Genomic DNA, 19,033 nt, shown 5'->3' with positions numbered 1-19,033 from the left:
CTCTGACATGCCACGAAGGCGGCAGGATAGGACGATCCTGTTGTCGTCGATTGTGTGGATGCGCGGCCCGACTTGAAAGCGCACGCGGGCCTCATCAGGGTCGAGGTGAGCGGTCCATGATTAGCAGGTTTCCCCGAAGTCGTTGGCCTCTGCGGCCGCATTCGGCGCATCCCGTCGATGCCGGTTCCCTCATCTAGGAATATTGCTGAGAGCCGACACTAAAATCGTGTCCCCGCGGTGCAACCGGCAGCATAACCGCTGTTACCGCCAGCGCCCGCACAACCGAAACTCCCACAAGCGGAAAGCAATGCGCTGACGATCGCTATCGTGGCGATGAGCTGGAAGCGTGATTTCATCGTGTAGTCGTGAAGGTAATTCCACTCCGTGTCATCGCCGCCGTTGAGTCAGCACGGGAGGATTGAAACGGGTGCACGTTCGTGGCGGCAGTTCCCTTCCCTTCCCATGCCTCGCCACGCGAGTGAATGAGCGCATATATCTGGCACGGATGCGTGATCGGATCGCAAAAGATCGCCAAAGCGTTCGAACCGTTCAAAGCCGCCCCTCTGCCCGATTCAGGAACAAAGGGGCCTCGCTCTGCCAACACCCGGAAGCAAACATCAAATAGCACCTCAAATCATCGGTCCTTTGATACGCCCCTCGAAAATAGCCGTGTCGATTGCCCAATCGTCGACAGTGCCGTTATGTGTGCCGTCGACCGTCACGGCAACGCTTCGTCCGCCGACAATGCTTTTCATCTTGTCGGGCGTCAGCGCGGTTTCCTTGCGATCGAGGGTGGTGGATGGGGACAGGTCTTTCACTACGACAGTGGCTTTCATGGCAATTCTCCCGATGCGGATAGACGAGCACGATTCAGCGCTCGCTTGCAGTTCCGCAACGCGTATGCCGATTTGGCCGCACTGTGAGGGGTAACGCACATTGCGCGTTGAAAAATGCCTCTGCGCAAGGGAATATCGGAGCGTGCTCGCGCGTCTATGACCGGTTGGCCGTCGTGCCGGCGAAATTCTGTTGGCGTCGACCACACCGTCGCGCGTGGACGGTTGTTGGAATGAACCCGACGTGTCAATCGATGCGGCGCGTCGACGCGCGAATGAACGCTCTCCGTATGCCGCCGCGTAGCGGCATACGGAGAGAAGGTACACGTGAGCAATGGACGAGAGGGCTACTGCTATTTGCGCAAAAGGCTTTGTGGCGGTATACGCTCATCGACGGGTTGACGCGCGGCCGTCGGGAATCCTGCGGGATAGTCGACTACGCGCGTCGCGGCGGGCAGCGCTTGCGCGGTGACGCCAAAGAAGCGTCCCCCCGTTCTTGCGCCGCCGACGATGGCCGTCATGGCCGCGCGATCGAGTTCGACGCTTTGGGAGAGATCTTTGATGACGAGCGTGGACATGGCAGTTCCAGAAAAAATATCGCGTGATGCCAATGCGAGCAAAGGCGCGCTTCGATCAGTGGCGGCAACGCGTAGGGCTCGAACCACCAGTATAGGTAATTCAGACCCGATACGGTGTGGGCTACCGGGCAATGCGAACGAAGCCAAAGGGAGAAGCAGAGCGAGAGGCAACGCGAGAAGCAGAGCACCCGTATTCGTCGCATCGTTTACAAGCTGCCCCACATCGACCGTCTTGCTGTTGTCGGACATGAACGGTGGCAGCACCGCTCGCGCCGCGCGCACGGTATTCACCCGGCGCATCAGTCGGCGCATAGGCCATGCCAGTCGCACGACCGTGCCGTGCATGCGTCACGGGCCAATCCTGGTTTGCGAAAGGCATACGTGCGAACTACTATCGAACGAGCACATGTAATTGGTTACGACAGGGAATTTCTTCGGCCAACGGGAGCTGCAGCGCTTTGAACACATGGCTAGCCTTGCGCACGTGATTCGGGATTTTCAGAGCGGCGCGCTCACGCAAGACGCGTTTGTCGCTCAACTCGACAGCACGCTGACGACGGAAGGTCTCGGTTCGGCTCGTCTGCTTGAAATACTTGGCGAAGCGCACACCAGGAAGCCCCTGCCTCCTGATCTCTACGCGGAAGTGCGCCGCCGGATCCAGCAGATGCCGGTGTCGAATCTTGCCGCTGCGGGCGGTGAGGAAACGCGCGTGCAGACCGTACCCGAGCGCCTGATCACGCCGCCTGGGAGGAACGCCGATACGTCCTCCGTGCTGTCCGGCCTCGATCAGGTGAAGGGCACGGGCGATACGCTGAACAACCGCTTCGTTCTCGAAGAGTGTCTGGGCGTGGGCGGGATGGGCACCGTGTACAAGGCACTCGATCTGCGCAAGCTCGAAGCGTCCGACCGCAAGCCTTATCTCGCGATCAAGGTGCTCAATACGCAGTTCCGCGGCAATCCGAAGTCGCTGATCGCGTTGCAGCGCGAGGCGCGCAAGGCACAGGTACTCGCGCACCGAAATATCGTCACCGTTTACGATTTCGATCGCGAAGGCCCCATCGTTTATCTGACGATGGAGTACCTGTCGGGCAAGCCATTGAGCCAGATCCTGCGCACACCGGATTTCAAGGGCATGCCCGTACAGTCCGCGTTGCCGATTGTGCGCGGCATGTCGAACGCGCTTGCGTATGCGCATGAACGCGGTTTCGTGCATTGCGATTTCAAGCCCGCGAATGTTTTCCTCACGGATACAGGCGAAGTCAAGGTGATCGACTTCGGCATTGCGCGCGTTTTTCAGCGCCCCGAAGAAGAGAGCGATGCGACCGTATTCGATCCGGCCAGCCTCGGCGCGTTGACGCCCGCGTATGCGAGCCCGGAAATGCTCGAGCATCACGAGCCCGATCCGCGCGACGACATCTACGCGCTCGGTTGCATTACGTATGAGCTTTTGACGGGACGTCATCCGTTCGAGCGCATGTCGGCGACTCAGGCGCGTGCCGCGAATCGCCAGCCGCAGCGGCCGGAGAATCTGGGCAACCGTCAATGGCGCGCACTGCGCTCGGCGCTGGCGTTCGATCGCAAGGCGCGCACGCCGACCGTGTCGCGCTTCGTCGAAGAGTTCGGTGCCCAAGAGCGTCCATCCGCGCCGAAGTCGGCGACGCACAGCCCGGACCGCACAGGAATGCTGGTGAAGTCCGGCGTCGCGGGTCTCGCACTCGCTTGCGCGGCGGCGGGCGCGCTGTACTTTTATCGCGCGTCGCAGAACCTGGAGCACGAGAACGACGCGCGGCAGGCGTCTGTTGTGCCGGAGGCGGGGGCGCCGTCTGCGCAGAGCGCGGCCGCGTCGCCAACGTCGCCCGCGTCTGTTACACCCGTCACACCTGCGCAGCCTTCCGCTGCGTCCGTGGCCTCCGCGCCGCCGCCGCGGCAAGCACCCAGCACGCCCGCGCCGCCGACGCTCGCCGCCGTCACGTCGGTGCTCGCGTCACTGCCGTGCTCGGCGCTGGCCGCTTCCGTTCAGGATCGCGCGGTAGAGGTGCGAGGATTCGTGCCGCAGCAAGGCGAGGCGCAAGTCAACGAGCGCCTGGCGACCCTGGCCGGCGTGGCGTCGACGAAAGTCGACGTGCATCACGTGAGCAACGACAAGTGCGACATCCTGAAGGAACTCGGTCCCTACTGGTCGCATAACTGGCTGGTGGGGCACATCAGTTCGCTAAAGGCGCGCATGCCGAATGGCGTGCTGACGGAAGGCGATCCTCTCGTCGTCGATGTGACGACGCCGGGTTACGACTCGTATGTGAACATCGACTATTACGTACTCGATGGCACGGTAGTACATATGGTGCCGGGGCCGCGCGCAAAGGGTAATCAGGCACCGCCGCACTACTCGGCGACGATCGGCAACGGCGGCGAGTGGGTCGTCTCGAAGCCGTTCGGCCAGGAACTGGTTGTCCTTTTGATCACGCCTGCGCCGCTATTCGATGCGCCGCGCCCGGAGAGCGAGTCGCGCGCGGACTATCTGCGCGCGCTCGATGCGCGGCTCAAGCAGCTTGCGGCGAGATACGGGCAGGACCGCATCGTCGCCGATATTGCGCAGATCAACAGCAGGCCGCGGCCGAATTAAAAGTAAAAAGCGCGCGCGTATTTCGTGTAATACGCGCAGCCTCCAGATCACTTGAGTTCTTTAACGACACGAAAGCCGTTTTGCGACTGACGCACGCTCGGGCTGTACTTGAAGCGCGTCGAGCTCAGCATGTAGTCGTTGCCTTCACGCCATGAGCCGCCGCGAATCACGCGCATGTTGCAGCCGGGGGCGTCCCATGGGCGTCCGTCGGTCGGCGCGTTCTGGTATGAGTTATGCCAGCAGTCGCCGACCCATTCCCAGACGCCGCCGTTCATGTCGTACAGTCCATATGGATTTGCCGCATATGAGCCGACGGGTTCCGGCGCTTCCTTGTGATAGGGATCGCCGCAGTCCTTGCAGTTGGCCACGCCCTTGCGCATCTGATCGCCCCACCAGTACTTCGTCGAGGTGCCCGCGCGGTCCGCGTATTCCCATTCGGCTTCAGTCGGTAGCCGATAGGTCTTGCCCGTTGTCTTGCTGAGCCATTTCACGTAGGCCTGCGTATCGTCCCAGCTGAGATCGCGCGCGGGTGCATTCTTCACGGAGCTGTTTTCGGACGACAGCTTCGGGCATCCGTTGACGTCCGCGCACGCGTTCCATTGCTCGACCGTCACTTCGTTTCTGGCGATTGCGAACGGCGCGGAAATCGTCACGTGATGCGGCGGCTTCTCCGATGGGTCGTAATTGCTGCCCATCGTGAACGAGCCTGCTGGCAGCGACACCATGACGGGGCATGCCGCGCAGTCCTTGCTTTCGCCGCCCGTCGCCGTATGCGCGGGCGCGGGCGTCGGCGCAGCAGGCGCGGGTGTCGCTGCGGCTTTCGGTGCAGGAGCGGGTGTGGAAGCCGGCGGGGGCGTCGGCGCAGTCTTCGGCGCCGGTGCCGGGGCGGGCGGCGCCGAAGGAGCGGGCGCCGCGTGCGTGGCAGGCGGCGTCGCCGATCCCGCTGCCTTGAGCCGTTCGATGCGCGCTTTCGCGAGCGCCGCAAAGCGGCCGTTCGGATAGGCCTTCAGATACGCTTCATAGTCGCTCGCGTAATTGCTGTCCTTGATCGAATCCCAGAACGTCAATTCGTATTGCTCGTTGCTGTCCTTCGGCAAAATGCCCCGGCTATTCAACGTGACAAGTGAATTTGTTGAATCATCCAGGGCCAGCGTAGAAGTACGGGATGCCAATACGCGCGCGGGCTTCGGCAACGACGAGACGGCCCACGGTTTCTGCATGCCGTGCGTTGCTTGCATCACACGTTGGGTGACGCGAGCAAACATCGAGTCGAGTGGCTGATCCGGTGCACGGGCCATTTCACGCAGCCATGCGCCCGTGAAGATGCCGTGACGCGTGCCGTCGGCGGCTTGCGCGCCCTGCGCAGCCGCGAAGGCAATGAGCGTTTGCGCAGGCAACGGAATCGCCGCGACAGACCGCGCGAACGGCTGCGTGAGACATGCATCGAGCACCACGAGATTGAGCGCATGTGCGCGCGGCTCGGAGAGCGTATCGAGCACGCCCGACAGATCGACGCTCGCCGTCATCAAGGTCGCGGGCGCGCGTGGGTCGGCGCTGGCGGAAGCGAGCAGCGTCGAGTGCCCTGCCTGGAATCCGTGTCCAGCGAAGTAGAACAGGGCGGTGCCGCCCGGCTTCAAGCGGCGGCGAAATTCGGCGAGCGCGTCGCGCATCTGTTGTGCTGTCGCGTTCGTGTGCAACACGACATCGAAACCTTGAGCGCGCAACCTGTCGGCGACGCTTTGCGCATCGCGCACGGCGTTCGGCAGCGCATCGACGGGGTAGTCCGCATTGCCGATCACGAGCGCGACCTTGCGCCCGGCGCTCTCGACTGAACCTGTAACGGCATCGTCCATTGCGATGCGTAGAGCGGCAGCGCCTGCTTCGCGCGGTAGCGTTTGCGCGGCGGCTGCTTGCATCTGGAGTGCCCCGATGATGCAAACCAGCAGAAGTTTTCGCCACATTTTCAGATCCTGTTTGTTCTGGAAGTTCTGGAAGGAACCTCGCTATGGACGAACCGGCGGGACCAGCCGGAGGGACCCAGCGCGCAATGAGAACGACAGCCGTTCGCTGCATTGCAATCGACGGCGAAGCATGCAGCTGTTCCCGATATTGCGTGTGCGATGGACGGCGCCCGCGCGACGCATTGCTTTTGCATGGACCACCCTCTTCAACGATAGCACGCGATTCGAAACGTCAGAACGTTAACGAGCGTGGCGTATCTTTTTGACAAGTTACGTCCTAAGCTAAAACGGAAGCAAGCAGCACTGACCCTCCCTCGGAGATTGCGCAATGCAAAGAAGAACAAGGCTGGCGATTTTCGGCGCGCTCTTTCTCGCTTCGGCACAGGCCTACGCAGGACCGACGCCTTCGCCGCCCGGAGCCGAGGAGTACATCATCTGGCCGTCGGACGGCACCGTCATTACGGGTGGCAAGCTCTGGGTGCGAATGGGCTTGCGCAATATGGGCGTGTGCCCCAAGGGCGTGAATGTTCCGAATACGGGACATCACCATCTGCTGATCGATACGGATCTGCCGCCGATGGATCAGGAGATCCCCTCCGATCGCCAGCACCTGCATTTCGGCGCAGGGGAAACGGATGCGCGCATCGAGTTGCCGCCCGGCAAGCACACGCTGCAATTGCTGCTCGGCGATCACAACCACGTTCCGCATAATCCGCCCGTCTATTCGAAGAAGATCACCATCATCGTGAAGTGAGCACGCGCCGCCACTGCGCCGGCGGGCCGGTGCAATGCGCGCAAGACGGAGAACAGCAGCCATGACCAGGATCGTTGCCGCCGCGGCGCTTGCCGCTCTCGCTTCGTTGAATATCGCCTTCGCCGGGCCGACGCCCGCGCCGAAAGGTGCATACGCGTATATCGGCTATCCGAATGACGGACAGGTCGTGCCCGCCAACAAGCCTTTTCGCGTGTGGTTCGGCTTGCGCTACATGGGCGTCGCGCCCAAGGGCGTCAAGTACCCGAATACGGGCCACCACCACTTGCTGATCGACACCGACCTGCCGCCGGTGGATCAGGGGATTCCTTCCGATCGCCAGCATCTGCATTTCGGCGCGGGGGAAACCGAGACGATGATCGAATTGCCGCCCGGCAAGCACACGCTTCAATTGCTGATGGGCGACGAAAACCACGTTCCGCACGATCCACCCGTCTACTCGAAAAAGATCACCGTGATTGCGAAGTAAACGAACGCATGTACTCAATAGTCCGGGATTAGTGAGTACTTTGCGTGTGTTCTTTTCGACCCAACAGATCCGCTGTGAGTGTTTGCCATGCGGCGTCACATGCGCGGCAGGCGAATGCATGCGTAATTCGTATACACAGACGCGTTTTGACAGGCAACGCAATGCGGGAAAGGCTCTAAAGCTTTTTCGAAGTGTACGCAGTGCACCTGGCACGACCCATGCATGAGTGAGGCTCGAGCAGACAAGATGCTTGAAGCACCCACCCAAATATCTCGCGAATCCTTCGCTTTTCTCATGGGAGAACTGTCATGAGCGCACTGATGATCAAGGACCTGCCCGTTGCCGAAGAACTCGACAGCGAAGCACTGAAATCCGTCCGCGGCGGCTATCTTGCCAATCCGTTGTTCCCGAGCCTGTCGTTCATGTTCGACAACAGCAAGACGCTCAACGCGCCGCAGTTCGTTCAGCAACAGATGAATATCACGAACGTGGGCGCCAACAGCAACTCGACGACGCAGATCATTCCGATGATGACGGCCGGAAACAGTATCGTCATGAACTGACGTTCGCGCGCGCATCCGAGGCTGTCTGGACCGGCCGCCTCGGATAGCCAGGCGCGCTCGCACTAAAGACGTCGCCACCGCCGTCAAAAAGATCGAAAACGTAATCGTCCTTTTCACAAGACCGCCGCGTCACCGCACGAACTCCACGCCGAACGAAATCCGCCGACATCCATAGTGATGCCGCGCTGGACGTGCTTTACTTGAATGGCGCGCTTTGCACGTGCAGTAGAGCCGGGAAAGATCGGAGAATATCGTGTCTGCGTTGCCTGATTCGTTCGTCGCCTGCTGCACGCAACGGGGTTCGTCCGCGAGCGTTCATGCGGATACCCGCGACGAAGCGCCGAAAAGCCGTATCGCCAATGTCGTTCGCGCAATCGCATCCACCGCCATCTGCGCGGCACTGCTAGCCGGTTGCGTCGACGTTCACCAGCCCGACTACAAGCGTCCCGATACGCCGGCCAAAGCATCGTGGTCGGACAAGACGGGCTCGCTCGTTTCGCCCGCCGACACCATCGTGCCCGACTGGTGGAAGGGCTTCCAGGACCCGTATCTGAACACGCTGATCGACAAGGCGATTCAGGGCAACTTCGATATCAAGGTACTGGCCGCGCGCATCGACGTCGCGGGCGCGCAGATCGGCGAAGCGAAGGCGGGCGCGTTGCCGACGGCCGATCTCGGCGCGGGCGCCAATTTTCAAAAGGTCACAGGGCAGCCGTTTACCAAGCAGTACAACGTCGCTGCCCAGGTGAACTGGGACATCGACATCTGGGGCAAGGTCGAGAAGGGCGTGCAGGCGCAAAAGGCCGAATTCCACGCGACGGAAGCGGACTGGCGCGCGGGCTATCTGGAACTGGTGTCGAACGTGGCGACCACGTATTTCCAGATTCTTCAGTTCGACGACCAGATGGAAGCGCAGCAAAAAATGGTCGACGAGAACAAGCAGATTCTCTCGATCTTCGACGGCATGAACCGCAACGGCCTCATTCCGAAGACGCAGGTCATGCGCCAGCAGGCGGAAGTCAATCGTCTAACGAAGGATCTGATCGATCTGCGCCGTTCTCGCAGCATCGCGAACAACGCGCTGTGCACGCTGATCGGCGTGCCCGCCGGCGAATTCACGGTGCCTGTCGGCCATTTGCAGCAGCGCGTGCAACTGCCGCCCGTGCCGGGCGGACTGCCTTCGCAATTGTTGTCGCGCCGGCCCGACATCGTCGCGGCGGAATTGCGCGTGCTCGAAGGCTATGACTTCGTCGGCGAAGCGAAGCTCGCGCAATTGCCGACTGTCAGTCTGACGGCGCACGGCGGCACAGCGAGCTTTGCGCTGTCCGAGCTGCTGAAGTCGTTCACGTTCGGTCTGATGCCGAGCATCAATATTCCGCTGCTCGATCCGGGCGTGCGTGCTCACGTGAAGACGACGGAAGCGCAAATGGCCGTCGCCGAACAGCAGTACCGGCAAACGGTGATGGCGGCATTCGAAGAAGTCGAAAACGCGCTGGTCAGTCTGGATGCGCACAGGCAGCAGCGGGTGGAATTGCAACAGGAAGTGCAGCGCCTTGGCGTGGTAGCGCAACAGATCCAGTCGCAATTGCGCGAGGGCGTGGTGTCGCAACTGGAAGTATTCGAAACGGAGCGCACGCTGCTTCAGGCGCAACTCGACCTGTTGACGAATCATCAGCAAATACTGTCGGACACGGTACTGCTTTACAAGGCACTCGGCGGCGGCTGGCCGGCCGTCAATGTCGAAGCGCAAGTCAAGCAGTGAGCGCGGCAGCAAATTCCGTCATGAACGGGTACTGCTGGCCAATGGAAAGCACTGGCACGGTTCTTAAAAGTACTGCGTCGAGTCAAACGATTTGCGGCAGCGGCAATAGCCGGACCAATAATTGACTAACACCATGCGTGACTTAAAATTCCTGATTAGCTGCCGGATTAGCGTCCAACCCGGTGGCTGCGTCGAATACGCTCTGGTCGCCGCGCCTGTCGAAAGCTCTGTCCTGTCGCTCATGCGTCAGGTGTCCACGCTTGGTGATGCAAAGACATGAATCCCGGCGAAGCTCCGATTGCTGAGATGCGGGCGGCTCTGGACAAGGAGTTCGACGTCCTGCTGCTTCCCGTCTCGCATCCGTCCCTGGGCCCTATCCGCATCGTCGACGATCTGTTCGCGATCGGCCGCAGCGAGCCGCCTTTTGCCGAGTATTCGCGCGATCTGGTCACGAAGCTTTCGCGGCGTCACGCGCGCATCTTTAGCGAGCACGGCGCGGTTTATGTGGCAGATCTCGACAGCAAGAACGGCACGACGGTAAACGGCAATGCCGTGCGTCAGTCGCCGGCACGCGTGCGTGCAGGCGACGAACTGTGCTTTGGCGGCGAGTTGAGCTATCGCGTCGCCGTCGAACCTCGCCCGTTCAGTTCCGCATCCGCACGCGGCGTTCAGCATCTGACGGTAACGCTCAAGCCGGAACGTGCCGATCTGGGACTCGAAGCGATCGACATCCCTGTATTTCCGTTTCTTGTCAGCAAGACGGACGAACTGTTTGCGCGCTATAAGGACCGCTATCCGCATCAGGTCAATTACATTTCGCGGCGCCACGCCCATATTTTTCTGAAGAGCGGCGAACCGTGGATCGAAGATCTCGGCAGCACGAACGGCACATTCGTCAATCACAAGCGGCTGGGCGAGTCGGCTGTCGCGCTGGAAAACGGCGATGTGGTCGGATTCGGCGGAGATCATTTCGTCTATCGGATTGCGCTCGAAAAGTCTTTCGAAATCGAGCCCACCGTCACGCAGATGCCGCCGCCGCTCGCCGCCGACGCTTCGCCCGTCGTTGCCGACACGCCTGCGCCCGTTGCTGCCGTCGCGATGCCTGCGGAAGATCCCGACAAGACGACGTTCGTCGGCGCGGCGCATTCGTTTCTCGACATCTTTTGTGTCGATCGCGCGTTGCAGCGTGAAGACGAAGTCAACGAGAACTCGCCGCCGTTGACGCCGGAAGAGTCGTCGGAAACGCCGCCGCGCCGTCCGCGCCGCCGCTGGCAACTGCTGCTCAGCGAATTGACGCGCACCTTCGCGGGCGGCGATCGCACGACGATGCGGCGCATCGGCTGGGGCGGCCTTGCGGTGCTGATCGTCGTCGGAGGCATTGCCGTTGCGCTCTACATGCGCGGTGCGTCCGAGCGCGAAGTGAAGAATCTGCTCTCGGCGGGCGAATACGAACAAGCGGCGGATTCCGCCACGTCTTATCTGCAACATCATCCCGCCAGCGATTCGATCAGGTCGCTCGCGAGCGAAGCGTTGATGAAAGCGCGCGTGCCCGGTTGGCTCGCCGCATTGCGCACCGGGCAGTTCGACCACGCTGCGTCCCTGGTGGAAGGCATGCGCACATCGAGCGAGGGCAACCCGGACGCCGTTTCGCTGATCGACCAGTTGCGCTGGGTCGGCGAACTCGAGCGTTTCGTCGTGGGCCGCGGCGGCCCCGACGCGCCGATTCACATCTACAGCGACGAACGCCGCATCGACAATCTGTTGAAGCGCTGGGATGACGATGCGAAAGGGCATCAGCGCATACTGGACCGCATTGCGTCGTATGTGCCTGAATTTACCGAGCCGTATGCGCTCGCGATGAGCCATCTGCGCAAGCTGCAAAGCGACGATTCGGTGTATCTCGCCGCGATCGATCGGCTCAATTCGACGATCGCGACAGAACTGGGACGCGACAAGCCGAACGCGTTGACGGCCGTGCTCGACGATTACGCGCAGCGTTATCCGCGTCTCGCCGGACTCGATGCGGTGCGCGCAGATTTGCGGCAGTACACGGAGATCTTCAACGAAATGACGGCGCGTCATCTGACGCCGCTGCTCGCATTGATGAAGAAGGCGAGCTTCAGCACGCCGCCGTTTCAGTCGCAATACAGGCAATTGAGCGCGACTCGCTTGCCGTCGGCGGAAGTCATTGCGAAGCACGATGCCGTGAGCGCGGCGTGGCAGAGCGGCGACAGCCAGCAGGCGCTAGCCGGCTTGCAGGCTATGCCCGCTGGCCCGTGGTCCGATGTACTCGCGGCGGAACTTGCGCACAAGAAGGCGGTGCTCGACCAGTTCGCGGACTTGCAGAAAAGCCGCGGCGCGGGCAATCGCGACGACAAGCTGCTGTCGTTTTACGCGCGCCTCGACCCCGTCGAAGACGCGTACTACGTGCGCGCAATTCAATCCGATGTCGATGCGCTGCGCGACCGGGCGCTCGCTCGCGCGCAGGACTCGATCAATCGCGCGCAGACACTGTGGCGGCAATATCGCGCGAACGGTTCGATCGGCGGCACGCAACGTCTCGAAGCGGGCGTTTCGGAGGGCTTTCGCAATCAGGCGCGTCTGCTTTCGGAAGCGAATACGTCCGCGCAACAGGGCATGCGCATCTATACGCAATTGAAAGCGCCGCCTCCCGCCGGGTCCGATCAGCTGCTCGAAGACATTGAAGCGGAAACGCAATTGCAGCGCCGTTCATTGCAGGAGTTGCGGATGGTGCTCGAGCCTGGCTTGCTGAAGTCCAAGCTCACGTTGATTGGAGGCACTGACGAGTGAAGCGCGACAATCATCCGAAGCCGCTTTACGAAGCGCTCGAAGATCACAGTGCCGAGGGCATCGCGATCCTCACCGCGGAGCCCGTGCGCATTGCGACCGCGCTCGTGCTGACGCTGGTCGCGCTGGTCGTCGCGGGTCTCTTGTGGTCGTTCATCGGACGCGCGGATGTGATCGTGACGGCGCAAGGCATGCTCGCGCCGGAATCGGACGTGCGGCGCATCTACGCACCGATCGACGGCGAACTGACTGATCTGTATATCGCAGAAGGGCAGCCCGTCTCGAAGGGCGACGTGCTCGCGCGCATCAATGCGCGCGGCGCAATCGAAGCGGCGACCAATGCGTTGCAGGCGCAACTGAAACTCGAAGATGCCGAGCGCGAATGGAAAGAGTTTCCGCAAAAGAAGGAGTTGATGGAACGAAGGGCGGCCGCGCTCAAGGATCAACTCGAAGTGGAAGAGCGTCTGCACGAGAACCGCATTTCCGAAGGCACGACCAAGCTCGCGGAAGGCCAGAAGGCGGAACTCGAAGAAGCGCGCAGCACGCTCGACAATGCGCGCCGCACGCGTGACGCCGCGCGCCAGGAAGCGGATAAGTACGCGCGCCTCTTCGCGCAGCCGGGCGGCGGCGGCGTGGCCGAACTGCAGGTGGATGCGAAGCGCAATGCGTATCTGGAAGCGGACAACGCCTATCGCGTCGCGCAATCGAAGCTCACGGAACTCGACTTCAAGCTGAGCCACGAATACGCGCAGGCCAATGCGCAACTCGAAACGAGCGGCCAGCAGGCAACGAGCTTGCAGCTTCAATACGACGCCGCGATTCGCGAGATCACGAGCACCGAAGAAAAGCTGCGCCTGCAATTGCAGACGGCGCGCCTCGTCGCCGATGCTGCTGCGCGCATCCGCTTCGAGAACATCGACAAGGACAATTTCCTGCTGATCCTCGCGCCGACATCGGGCGTCATCACGGATGTGACATCGACGCAAACGGGCGACAAGATCCAGGCGAATACGCCGCTAGGCGGCATCGCGCCGAAGGACGCGCGCCCCGTGCTGAAGATCGAAATCGCCGAGCGCGACCGCGCTTTCCTGCACGAAGGCATGCCCGTCAAGCTGAAATTCAACGCGTTTCCGTATCAGCGCTATGGGCTCATCAACGGCACGCTCGCGTATATCTCGCCGGCGACGAAACCTTCGGCGCAGGACAAGCAGCCTGTCTACGAAGGCCGCGTGTCGCTCGACAAGAATTACTACCAGGTCGCGGAGAACCGCTATCCGCTGCGTTACGGGATGACGGCAAGCGCCGAAATCGTCGTGCGCGAGCGGCGGCTGATCGACCTGGGGCTGGACCCGTTCAGGCAATTGGCTGGATAGCCGGCCACGATCTGAACGCGCTGCAACGCAAGCCGTAGTCAACATACAACCGCCAGCCCGCCAGTTCGTTCGGGCCACCATTAGAAGGAGCGGACGAAATGACCGCGATCGTACGAATCGATGATGAAGTCGTGGATGTCGGCGAATTCACACGCCTGCTGAAGCTCACCGGCCAGTTCGAAAGCCTGATCGAGCAGATGGTGCGCGACAAGCTGACCGTGCACGCCGCAAAGAAGCATGGCGTGACGGTGAGCGCCGACGAAATCCAGGAACGTGCCGACCAGTTCCGGCGCGTGCGGGGGCTGCATCGCGCGGCCGACATGAACCAGTACCTCGACACGCTCAAGATCAGTCTCGACGAGTTCGAGGGGTTCATCACCGATAGCCTGTATCAGGAGAAGATGCTCGACAAGGTGTGCAGCGACGGCGCAATAGAAGAGTACTTCTCGATGAATTCGCCGAAGTTCGACGCGATCGAGATCAGTCACATTCTTCTCGACGACGAAGGCAAGGCCAAGGAGATGATCTCGTATCTGAACGACGATCCCGATGCATTCGCGGAAATGGCCCGCGAGCATTCGATTGCGGATACGAATGTATCGGGCGGCGTGATCGGCAAGGTACTGCGCGGTTCGCTGAAACCGGATATCGAAGCGAAGATCTTTAACGCGGCAGTCGGCGACCTGCTAGGGCCGTTCGCTTCGCCGGACCGTTCGTGCTTCGAGATCTTTGCCGTGACGGCGAAATATCCGGCAGAGCTCGACGCCGATGCCGCATCGGAAATCAAACGCCTGCTGCGCGAAGAGTGGCTGATGACACGCGCCCAGGAACACATCATCGAAGCGCTCTGAGCTGAAGCGCGCTACTGCCGGGGACCACGAGCATCATGGATGCACCGCAAACCACGCCGTCCGTTGCCGATTTTCTGTCGACGGTCGAGATCCTGTCGCCGTTCACACGCGAAGAACTCGAACGACTCGCGGAACACGTGCAATCGCGCTTTTATTCTTTTGGCGAAACGGTGTGCAACGTGGGCGATCCCGCCGACGGTCTCTATCTGATCAAGTCGGGCTCGGTGCGCATCTTCACCGAAGAGCACGGCAAGGAAATCAGCATGGGCGTGCGCAAGTCGGGCGAAGTGTTCGCCGACATCGCGATGCTGCGCGCGTATGTGCACGAGTCGTCCGTGCGTTCTTCGGGCAAGACGGAGTTGCTGTTCATTCCGCGCGCGGCGATCGAGCCTGTCATCGGTGGCAATCAGGCCGCGCTCGCATTTGTCGCGAGCTATGTCGCGATCAATTCGGCGGGCGGCTTCGTTGCGCAGCTATTCGATTTGCGCGGCAAGCTGAACAGGCAGGAACTCGAAGAATACGTGCGCAGCGTCGGCGTCAAGCGCGTCACGGCCGGAAAGGAGATCCTCAAGCAGGACGGGCGCGACGACCGGCGTCTCTATGTGGTGCGGCAAGGCGAAGTGCGCATCGTTCGCCACGAAGACGGCACGGACTATACGCTCGCGACGCTGCGCGACGGCGAGATCTTCGGTGAAAAGGCCTGCCTGATGCGGCAGGAGCAGGCAGCGTCGGTGATTGCCACGACCGACACGCGGCTGCTCGTCATTCCCGAGCGCACGGTGCATTTCATTCTCGAGCGCAATCCGAAACTGCGCGAAGTACTCGACGAGCGCATCAAATACGCGGATCGCGAGCTGGACCGGCAAAAGCGCATCGAACAGCGCCGCAAGATGCCGCTGCGGCTCGATCTTCATACGAAGCCGGAGTTCGGCGAACGCGTGATCAAGCGCTTCGCGCTCGTCGAGCAGGCGGAGGAAATGGATTGCGGCGCTGCGTGCCTTGCGATGATCTGCAAGCACTACGGCATACCGATGACACTCGGCAAGCTGCGTGAGCTCGCGAACGTGACGACACAGGGCGCGACGCTCGACAGCCTCGCGCGCGCAGGCGAATCGCTGGGCTTCACCGCGCGCGGCGTGCAATGCACGTTCGATTCGTTGCGCGGCTTCGATCTGCCTTTTATCGTGCACTGGGAGGGCTACCACTACATCATCGTGTACGGCGTGTCGAAGGATCACGTCTGGCTCGCCGATCCCGCGCTGGGCTTTCGCAAGCTGAATATCGAAGACTTCGAGCGCGGCTGGAGCGGCACGTGTCTGCTGTTCACGCCGGGGCCGAACCTCGTGCAGCTATCGGCGTCGCGCTCGCCGTGGCTGCGTTTCGTCGCGTATCTGACGCCGTACAAAAAGATCTTGATGCATCTGTTTCTCGCGACGTTCGTGATTCAGGTGCTGGGCGTGATTCCGCCGTTGATCATCCAGAATATCCTCGATGGCGTGATCGTGCATCAGAACATCAGCCTGCTGCATCTGCTGATACTCGGTCTGATCATTTCGAATGTGTTCTCGCAACTGATGTCGATGATCCGTGCGTACCTGTCGAACTTCATGGTTCGCAACATGGACTTCGCGATGATGTCGCAGTTCTTCAAGCACACGATGTCGCTGCCGTTCTCGTTCTTCGCAAAGCGCAAGACGGGTGACATTTTCGCGCGCTTCCAGGAGAACCAGACGATCCGCGCGTTCCTGACGGAATCGACGGTGACGACGGCGCTCAATCTGCTGATGGTGTTCATCTACTTCGCGATCATGTTCTTCTACAACGCGAAGATGACGATGGTGCTGATCGCATTCGTCATTCCCATCACGGCTCTGACGGTTGTCGCTACGCCGAAGATCAAGAACTACGCGCGCGAGACGTTTTCGGCGGCAACGGATTCGAAGTCGTTCCTGATGGAGGCGCTATCGGGCGTCGAGACGGTAAAGGGCATGGGCATCGAACGGCCCGTGCGTCTGCGCTGGGAGAAGAAGTACGCAAAAGCTCTCGAAGTGCAGTACCGCGCGCACGCGTTCAACATCCTGATCGGCTTTATCAGCCAGTTGCTGAATGCCGCGACGACGATTGCGATTCTCTGGGTCGGCGCGAATCTCGTGCTTGCGCGCGAGATGACGATTGGCCAGTTGATCGCATTCAATGCATTCATGGGCAGCGTGCTGACGCCGCTGATGGGACTCGTCAGCTTGTGGAGCATGCTGAACGATGCGGGCGTCGCGATGGAGCGCCTCGGCGACGTGCTCGATATCGAGCCCGAGCAGAAGCCGGAAGATCTGCCTTCGCGCGTGATGCTGCCGGACCTGCAAGGCGCGATCAGCCTCAATGGCGTCTATTTCCGTTATGGCGAAAACGAGGGCGCGTATGTGCTCGAGAACATCACGTTCGACATCAAGCCGGGCGAACTCGTCGCAATAGTCGGAAGAAGCGGCTCGGGCAAGACGACGCTCGCGAAGCTGCTGGTCGGCTTCTATGCGCCGAGCGACGGCAAGATGACCGTCGACGGCTATGACATGAATGTGGTCGACAAGGCGTTCTATCGCGCGCAGATCGGCTATGTGATGCAGTCCAATCTGCTGTTCTCGGGCACGATTGCCGAGAACATCGCGAGCGGCGACGATACGCCCGACCGGCGGCGCATCGAAGAAGTCGCGAAGATGGCCGACGCGCATGCGTTCATCAGCAAGCTGCCGCTCGGCTACGAACAGATCGTCGGCGAGCGCGGCATTGGCCTGTCGGGCGGACAGATCCAGCGTCTGTGCATTGCACGCGCGCTGTATCACGATCCGCGTCTGCTCGTATTCGACGAGGCAACGTCGGCGCTCGATACGCAGTCGGAAAGCAATATCCTCAGCAACATGCACGACATCCTCAAGGGACGCACGGCCGTCATCATCGCGCACCGTCTGAGCACGATCATGCGCGCAGACAAGATTCTCGTGCTGTACGAAGGCGCGATCGTCGAGCAGGGGCGTCACGAGGAACTGGTCAACCGGAAGGGCATGTATTACCAGCTCGTCCAGAAACAGTTGAGCGCGTGATGAAGATACTCGACCAGCAACCTGAAGAAAGCAGTTCCGCCCTCTCGTACGCGGGATTGATCGAGAAGATCGAGATATTGCGTTCGACGCTGCGCTGGTCGTCGCGGCTCGAACGCGCGGATATCGAAAAGGTCCTGAAACAGGCCAGTTCCTTGCGCGACGAAGTGATGCAGATGTCGCACAAGGAGCGCTTCGTGCAGGCGGCTGTCGTCGAGCCGTTGCGCGGCGACCAGTCGCGTGGCGCGCGGCGGCAGGCGCTGCTTGCGCGCAGCTTCATTTTCGAAGGCACGTTTGGCGACAACCCGAAGCTGCTTGAAGCGCTCGAAATCGCGGAGAAGGCCGCGCCGACCGATCTGCCCGTTTTGATCGACGGCGAAAGCGGCACCGGCAAGGAGCTGATGGCGAAGGTCATTCACGCGAACGGCAGCCGCGCGGACAAGCCGTTTATCTCCGTCAACTGCGGCGCGATTCCGGACAACCTGCTGGAATCGGAACTGTTCGGTCATCGCAAGGGCGCATTCACGGGCGCGACGAACGACCGCAAAGGCAAATTCGAAAGCGCGCATACGGGTACGATCTTTCTCGACGAAATCGGCGAGCTGCCGTTGACGGGGCAGGTGAAACTGCTGCGCGTGCTGGAAGCGCACGAAATACAGCGCGTGGGTTCCGACGAGCCGATCGGCGTCGATACGCGCATCGTCGCCGCGACCAATCGCAATTTGCGCAAGCTGAGCGAGCAGGGCACGTTCCGAGAAGATCTGTTTTATCGGCTGAGCGTTATTCATGTGACGCTGCCGCCGTTGCGCGAGCGGCGCGATGAAATTTCGCTGCTGATCCAGTACTTCGGCGATGAGGCAGCGGGCGTGCTCAAGCGCCGTCCCGTGAGAATAACCCCTAAATTAAGGGACTTTCTGCTGACCTATTCGTATCCGGGTAATATCCGTGAATTGCGCAACGTGATGTACCGCATTTCGTGCCTCGCGGGCGATATCGCCGATGTCGATCATTTGCCGTCGGACATGCGCCCTTCGTCTCCAATTGCTTCGTTGATGCCCGGCGTGGCGAGCGACACCGCGAACGGCGCAGCAAGCGTGACGAACCTGCTTTCGCTCAGCGATGCGAAGCGCGCCGCGAGCGACGAAGCCGAGAAGGCGTTCTTGCAGCGCGGTTTGCAGGAAGTGGGCGGCACGGTCGCGGAACTGGCGCGGCGCGTCGACATGAACCGCTCGCATCTTCAGATGCTGCTGAAGAAGCACGGGCTGCATTCGAAGGATTTTCGCCGCCAGCATGCGCAGGCCAATGCGCGCAAGGACGAGGCGGAAGCCAACGACGAAGCGCAATGACGCAA

12 protein-coding genes and 1 pseudogene are annotated in these 19,033 nt (G+C 61.1%); 10 read left to right on the top strand and 3 right to left on the bottom strand.

The genetic code is table 11. The annotated features are described in order from the left end of the window. Positions 1-629 precede the first annotated feature (629 nt). Both BMW76_RS18545 and BMW76_RS18540 read right to left on the bottom strand, forming a co-directional pair. Complete coding sequence (locus BMW76_RS18545; protein ID WP_090867593.1) at positions 630-836, bottom strand: hypothetical protein; 207 nt, start codon at positions 834-836, stop codon at positions 630-632. A gap of 350 nt (positions 837-1,186) precedes the next feature. Next, a complete protein-coding gene (locus BMW76_RS18540; RefSeq protein ID WP_090867590.1) occupies positions 1,187-1,411 on the bottom strand; it encodes a hypothetical protein in 225 nt (74 codons plus the stop codon). A 466-nt stretch (positions 1,412-1,877) separates the two neighbouring features. Here BMW76_RS18540 and BMW76_RS18535 point away from each other — a divergent pair, with 466 nt between their 5' ends. Then, entirely contained in the window at positions 1,878-4,034 is a 2,157-nt protein-coding gene (locus BMW76_RS18535) for a serine/threonine protein kinase (RefSeq protein ID WP_090867589.1), read from the top strand. A 47-nt stretch (positions 4,035-4,081) separates the two neighbouring features. On the opposite strand, the gene BMW76_RS18530 is transcribed toward BMW76_RS18535, so the two are convergent. After that, positions 4,082-5,995: an SUMF1/EgtB/PvdO family nonheme iron enzyme gene (locus BMW76_RS18530; RefSeq protein ID WP_090867587.1), complete on the bottom strand. Its 1,914-nt coding sequence runs from the start codon at positions 5,993-5,995 to the stop codon at positions 4,082-4,084. 328 nt (positions 5,996-6,323) lie between these two features. Here BMW76_RS18530 and BMW76_RS18525 point away from each other — a divergent pair, with 328 nt between their 5' ends. The 9 genes and pseudogenes from BMW76_RS18525 (at position 6,324) to BMW76_RS18485 (ending at position 19,028) form a co-directional block, all read left to right on the top strand. Beyond that, on the top strand, positions 6,324-6,749 hold the full coding sequence (locus BMW76_RS18525; protein WP_090867585.1) for a DUF4399 domain-containing protein: 426 nt from the start codon (positions 6,324-6,326) through the stop codon (positions 6,747-6,749). Between the two features lie 61 nt (positions 6,750-6,810). Continuing rightward, positions 6,811-7,236, top strand: a complete 426-nt coding sequence (locus tag BMW76_RS18520) for a DUF4399 domain-containing protein (protein ID WP_090867583.1) — start codon at positions 6,811-6,813, stop codon at positions 7,234-7,236. A 308-nt stretch (positions 7,237-7,544) separates the two neighbouring features. Beyond that, a complete protein-coding gene (locus BMW76_RS18515) occupies positions 7,545-7,799 on the top strand; it encodes a hypothetical protein (RefSeq protein ID WP_090867581.1) in 255 nt (84 codons plus the stop codon). A 253-nt stretch (positions 7,800-8,052) separates the two neighbouring features. Continuing rightward, positions 8,053-9,561 carry an efflux transporter outer membrane subunit gene (locus tag BMW76_RS18510; protein ID WP_177200425.1) on the top strand — a complete coding sequence of 503 codons (1,509 nt, stop codon included), beginning with the start codon at positions 8,053-8,055 and terminating at the stop codon, positions 9,559-9,561. 276 nt (positions 9,562-9,837) lie between these two features. Continuing rightward, positions 9,838-12,388, top strand: a pseudogene (locus tag BMW76_RS18505) (FHA domain-containing protein); the annotation flags it as partial. Continuing rightward, the gene (locus tag BMW76_RS18500; protein ID WP_090867578.1) at positions 12,369-13,742 is read left to right on the top strand and encodes an HlyD family efflux transporter periplasmic adaptor subunit; all 1,374 of its coding nucleotides are present in this window, start codon (positions 12,369-12,371) and stop codon (positions 13,740-13,742) included. The pseudogene BMW76_RS18505 and the gene BMW76_RS18500, both read left to right, overlap by 20 nt. Before the next feature lie 98 nt (positions 13,743-13,840). After that, a complete protein-coding gene (locus tag BMW76_RS18495) occupies positions 13,841-14,593 on the top strand; it encodes a peptidylprolyl isomerase (protein WP_090867577.1) in 753 nt (250 codons plus the stop codon). A gap of 35 nt (positions 14,594-14,628) precedes the next feature. Beyond that, complete coding sequence (locus BMW76_RS18490) at positions 14,629-17,685, top strand: peptidase domain-containing ABC transporter (RefSeq protein WP_090867575.1); 3,057 nt, start codon at positions 14,629-14,631, stop codon at positions 17,683-17,685. Then, the gene (locus BMW76_RS18485; protein WP_090867572.1) at positions 17,682-19,028 is read left to right on the top strand and encodes a sigma-54 interaction domain-containing protein; all 1,347 of its coding nucleotides are present in this window, start codon (positions 17,682-17,684) and stop codon (positions 19,026-19,028) included. The genes BMW76_RS18490 and BMW76_RS18485 overlap by 4 nt, the downstream gene beginning before the upstream one ends. The last annotated feature ends 5 nt before the right edge of the window (positions 19,029-19,033 follow it).

Origin of the sequence: Paraburkholderia diazotrophica (assembly GCF_900108945.1) — a bacterium.
Taxonomy (GTDB): Bacteria; Pseudomonadota; Gammaproteobacteria; order Burkholderiales; family Burkholderiaceae; genus Paraburkholderia; species Paraburkholderia diazotrophica.
The sequence above is the reverse complement of the archived record's forward strand: the minus strand, read 5'-3'. Positions and strand labels throughout refer to the sequence as shown.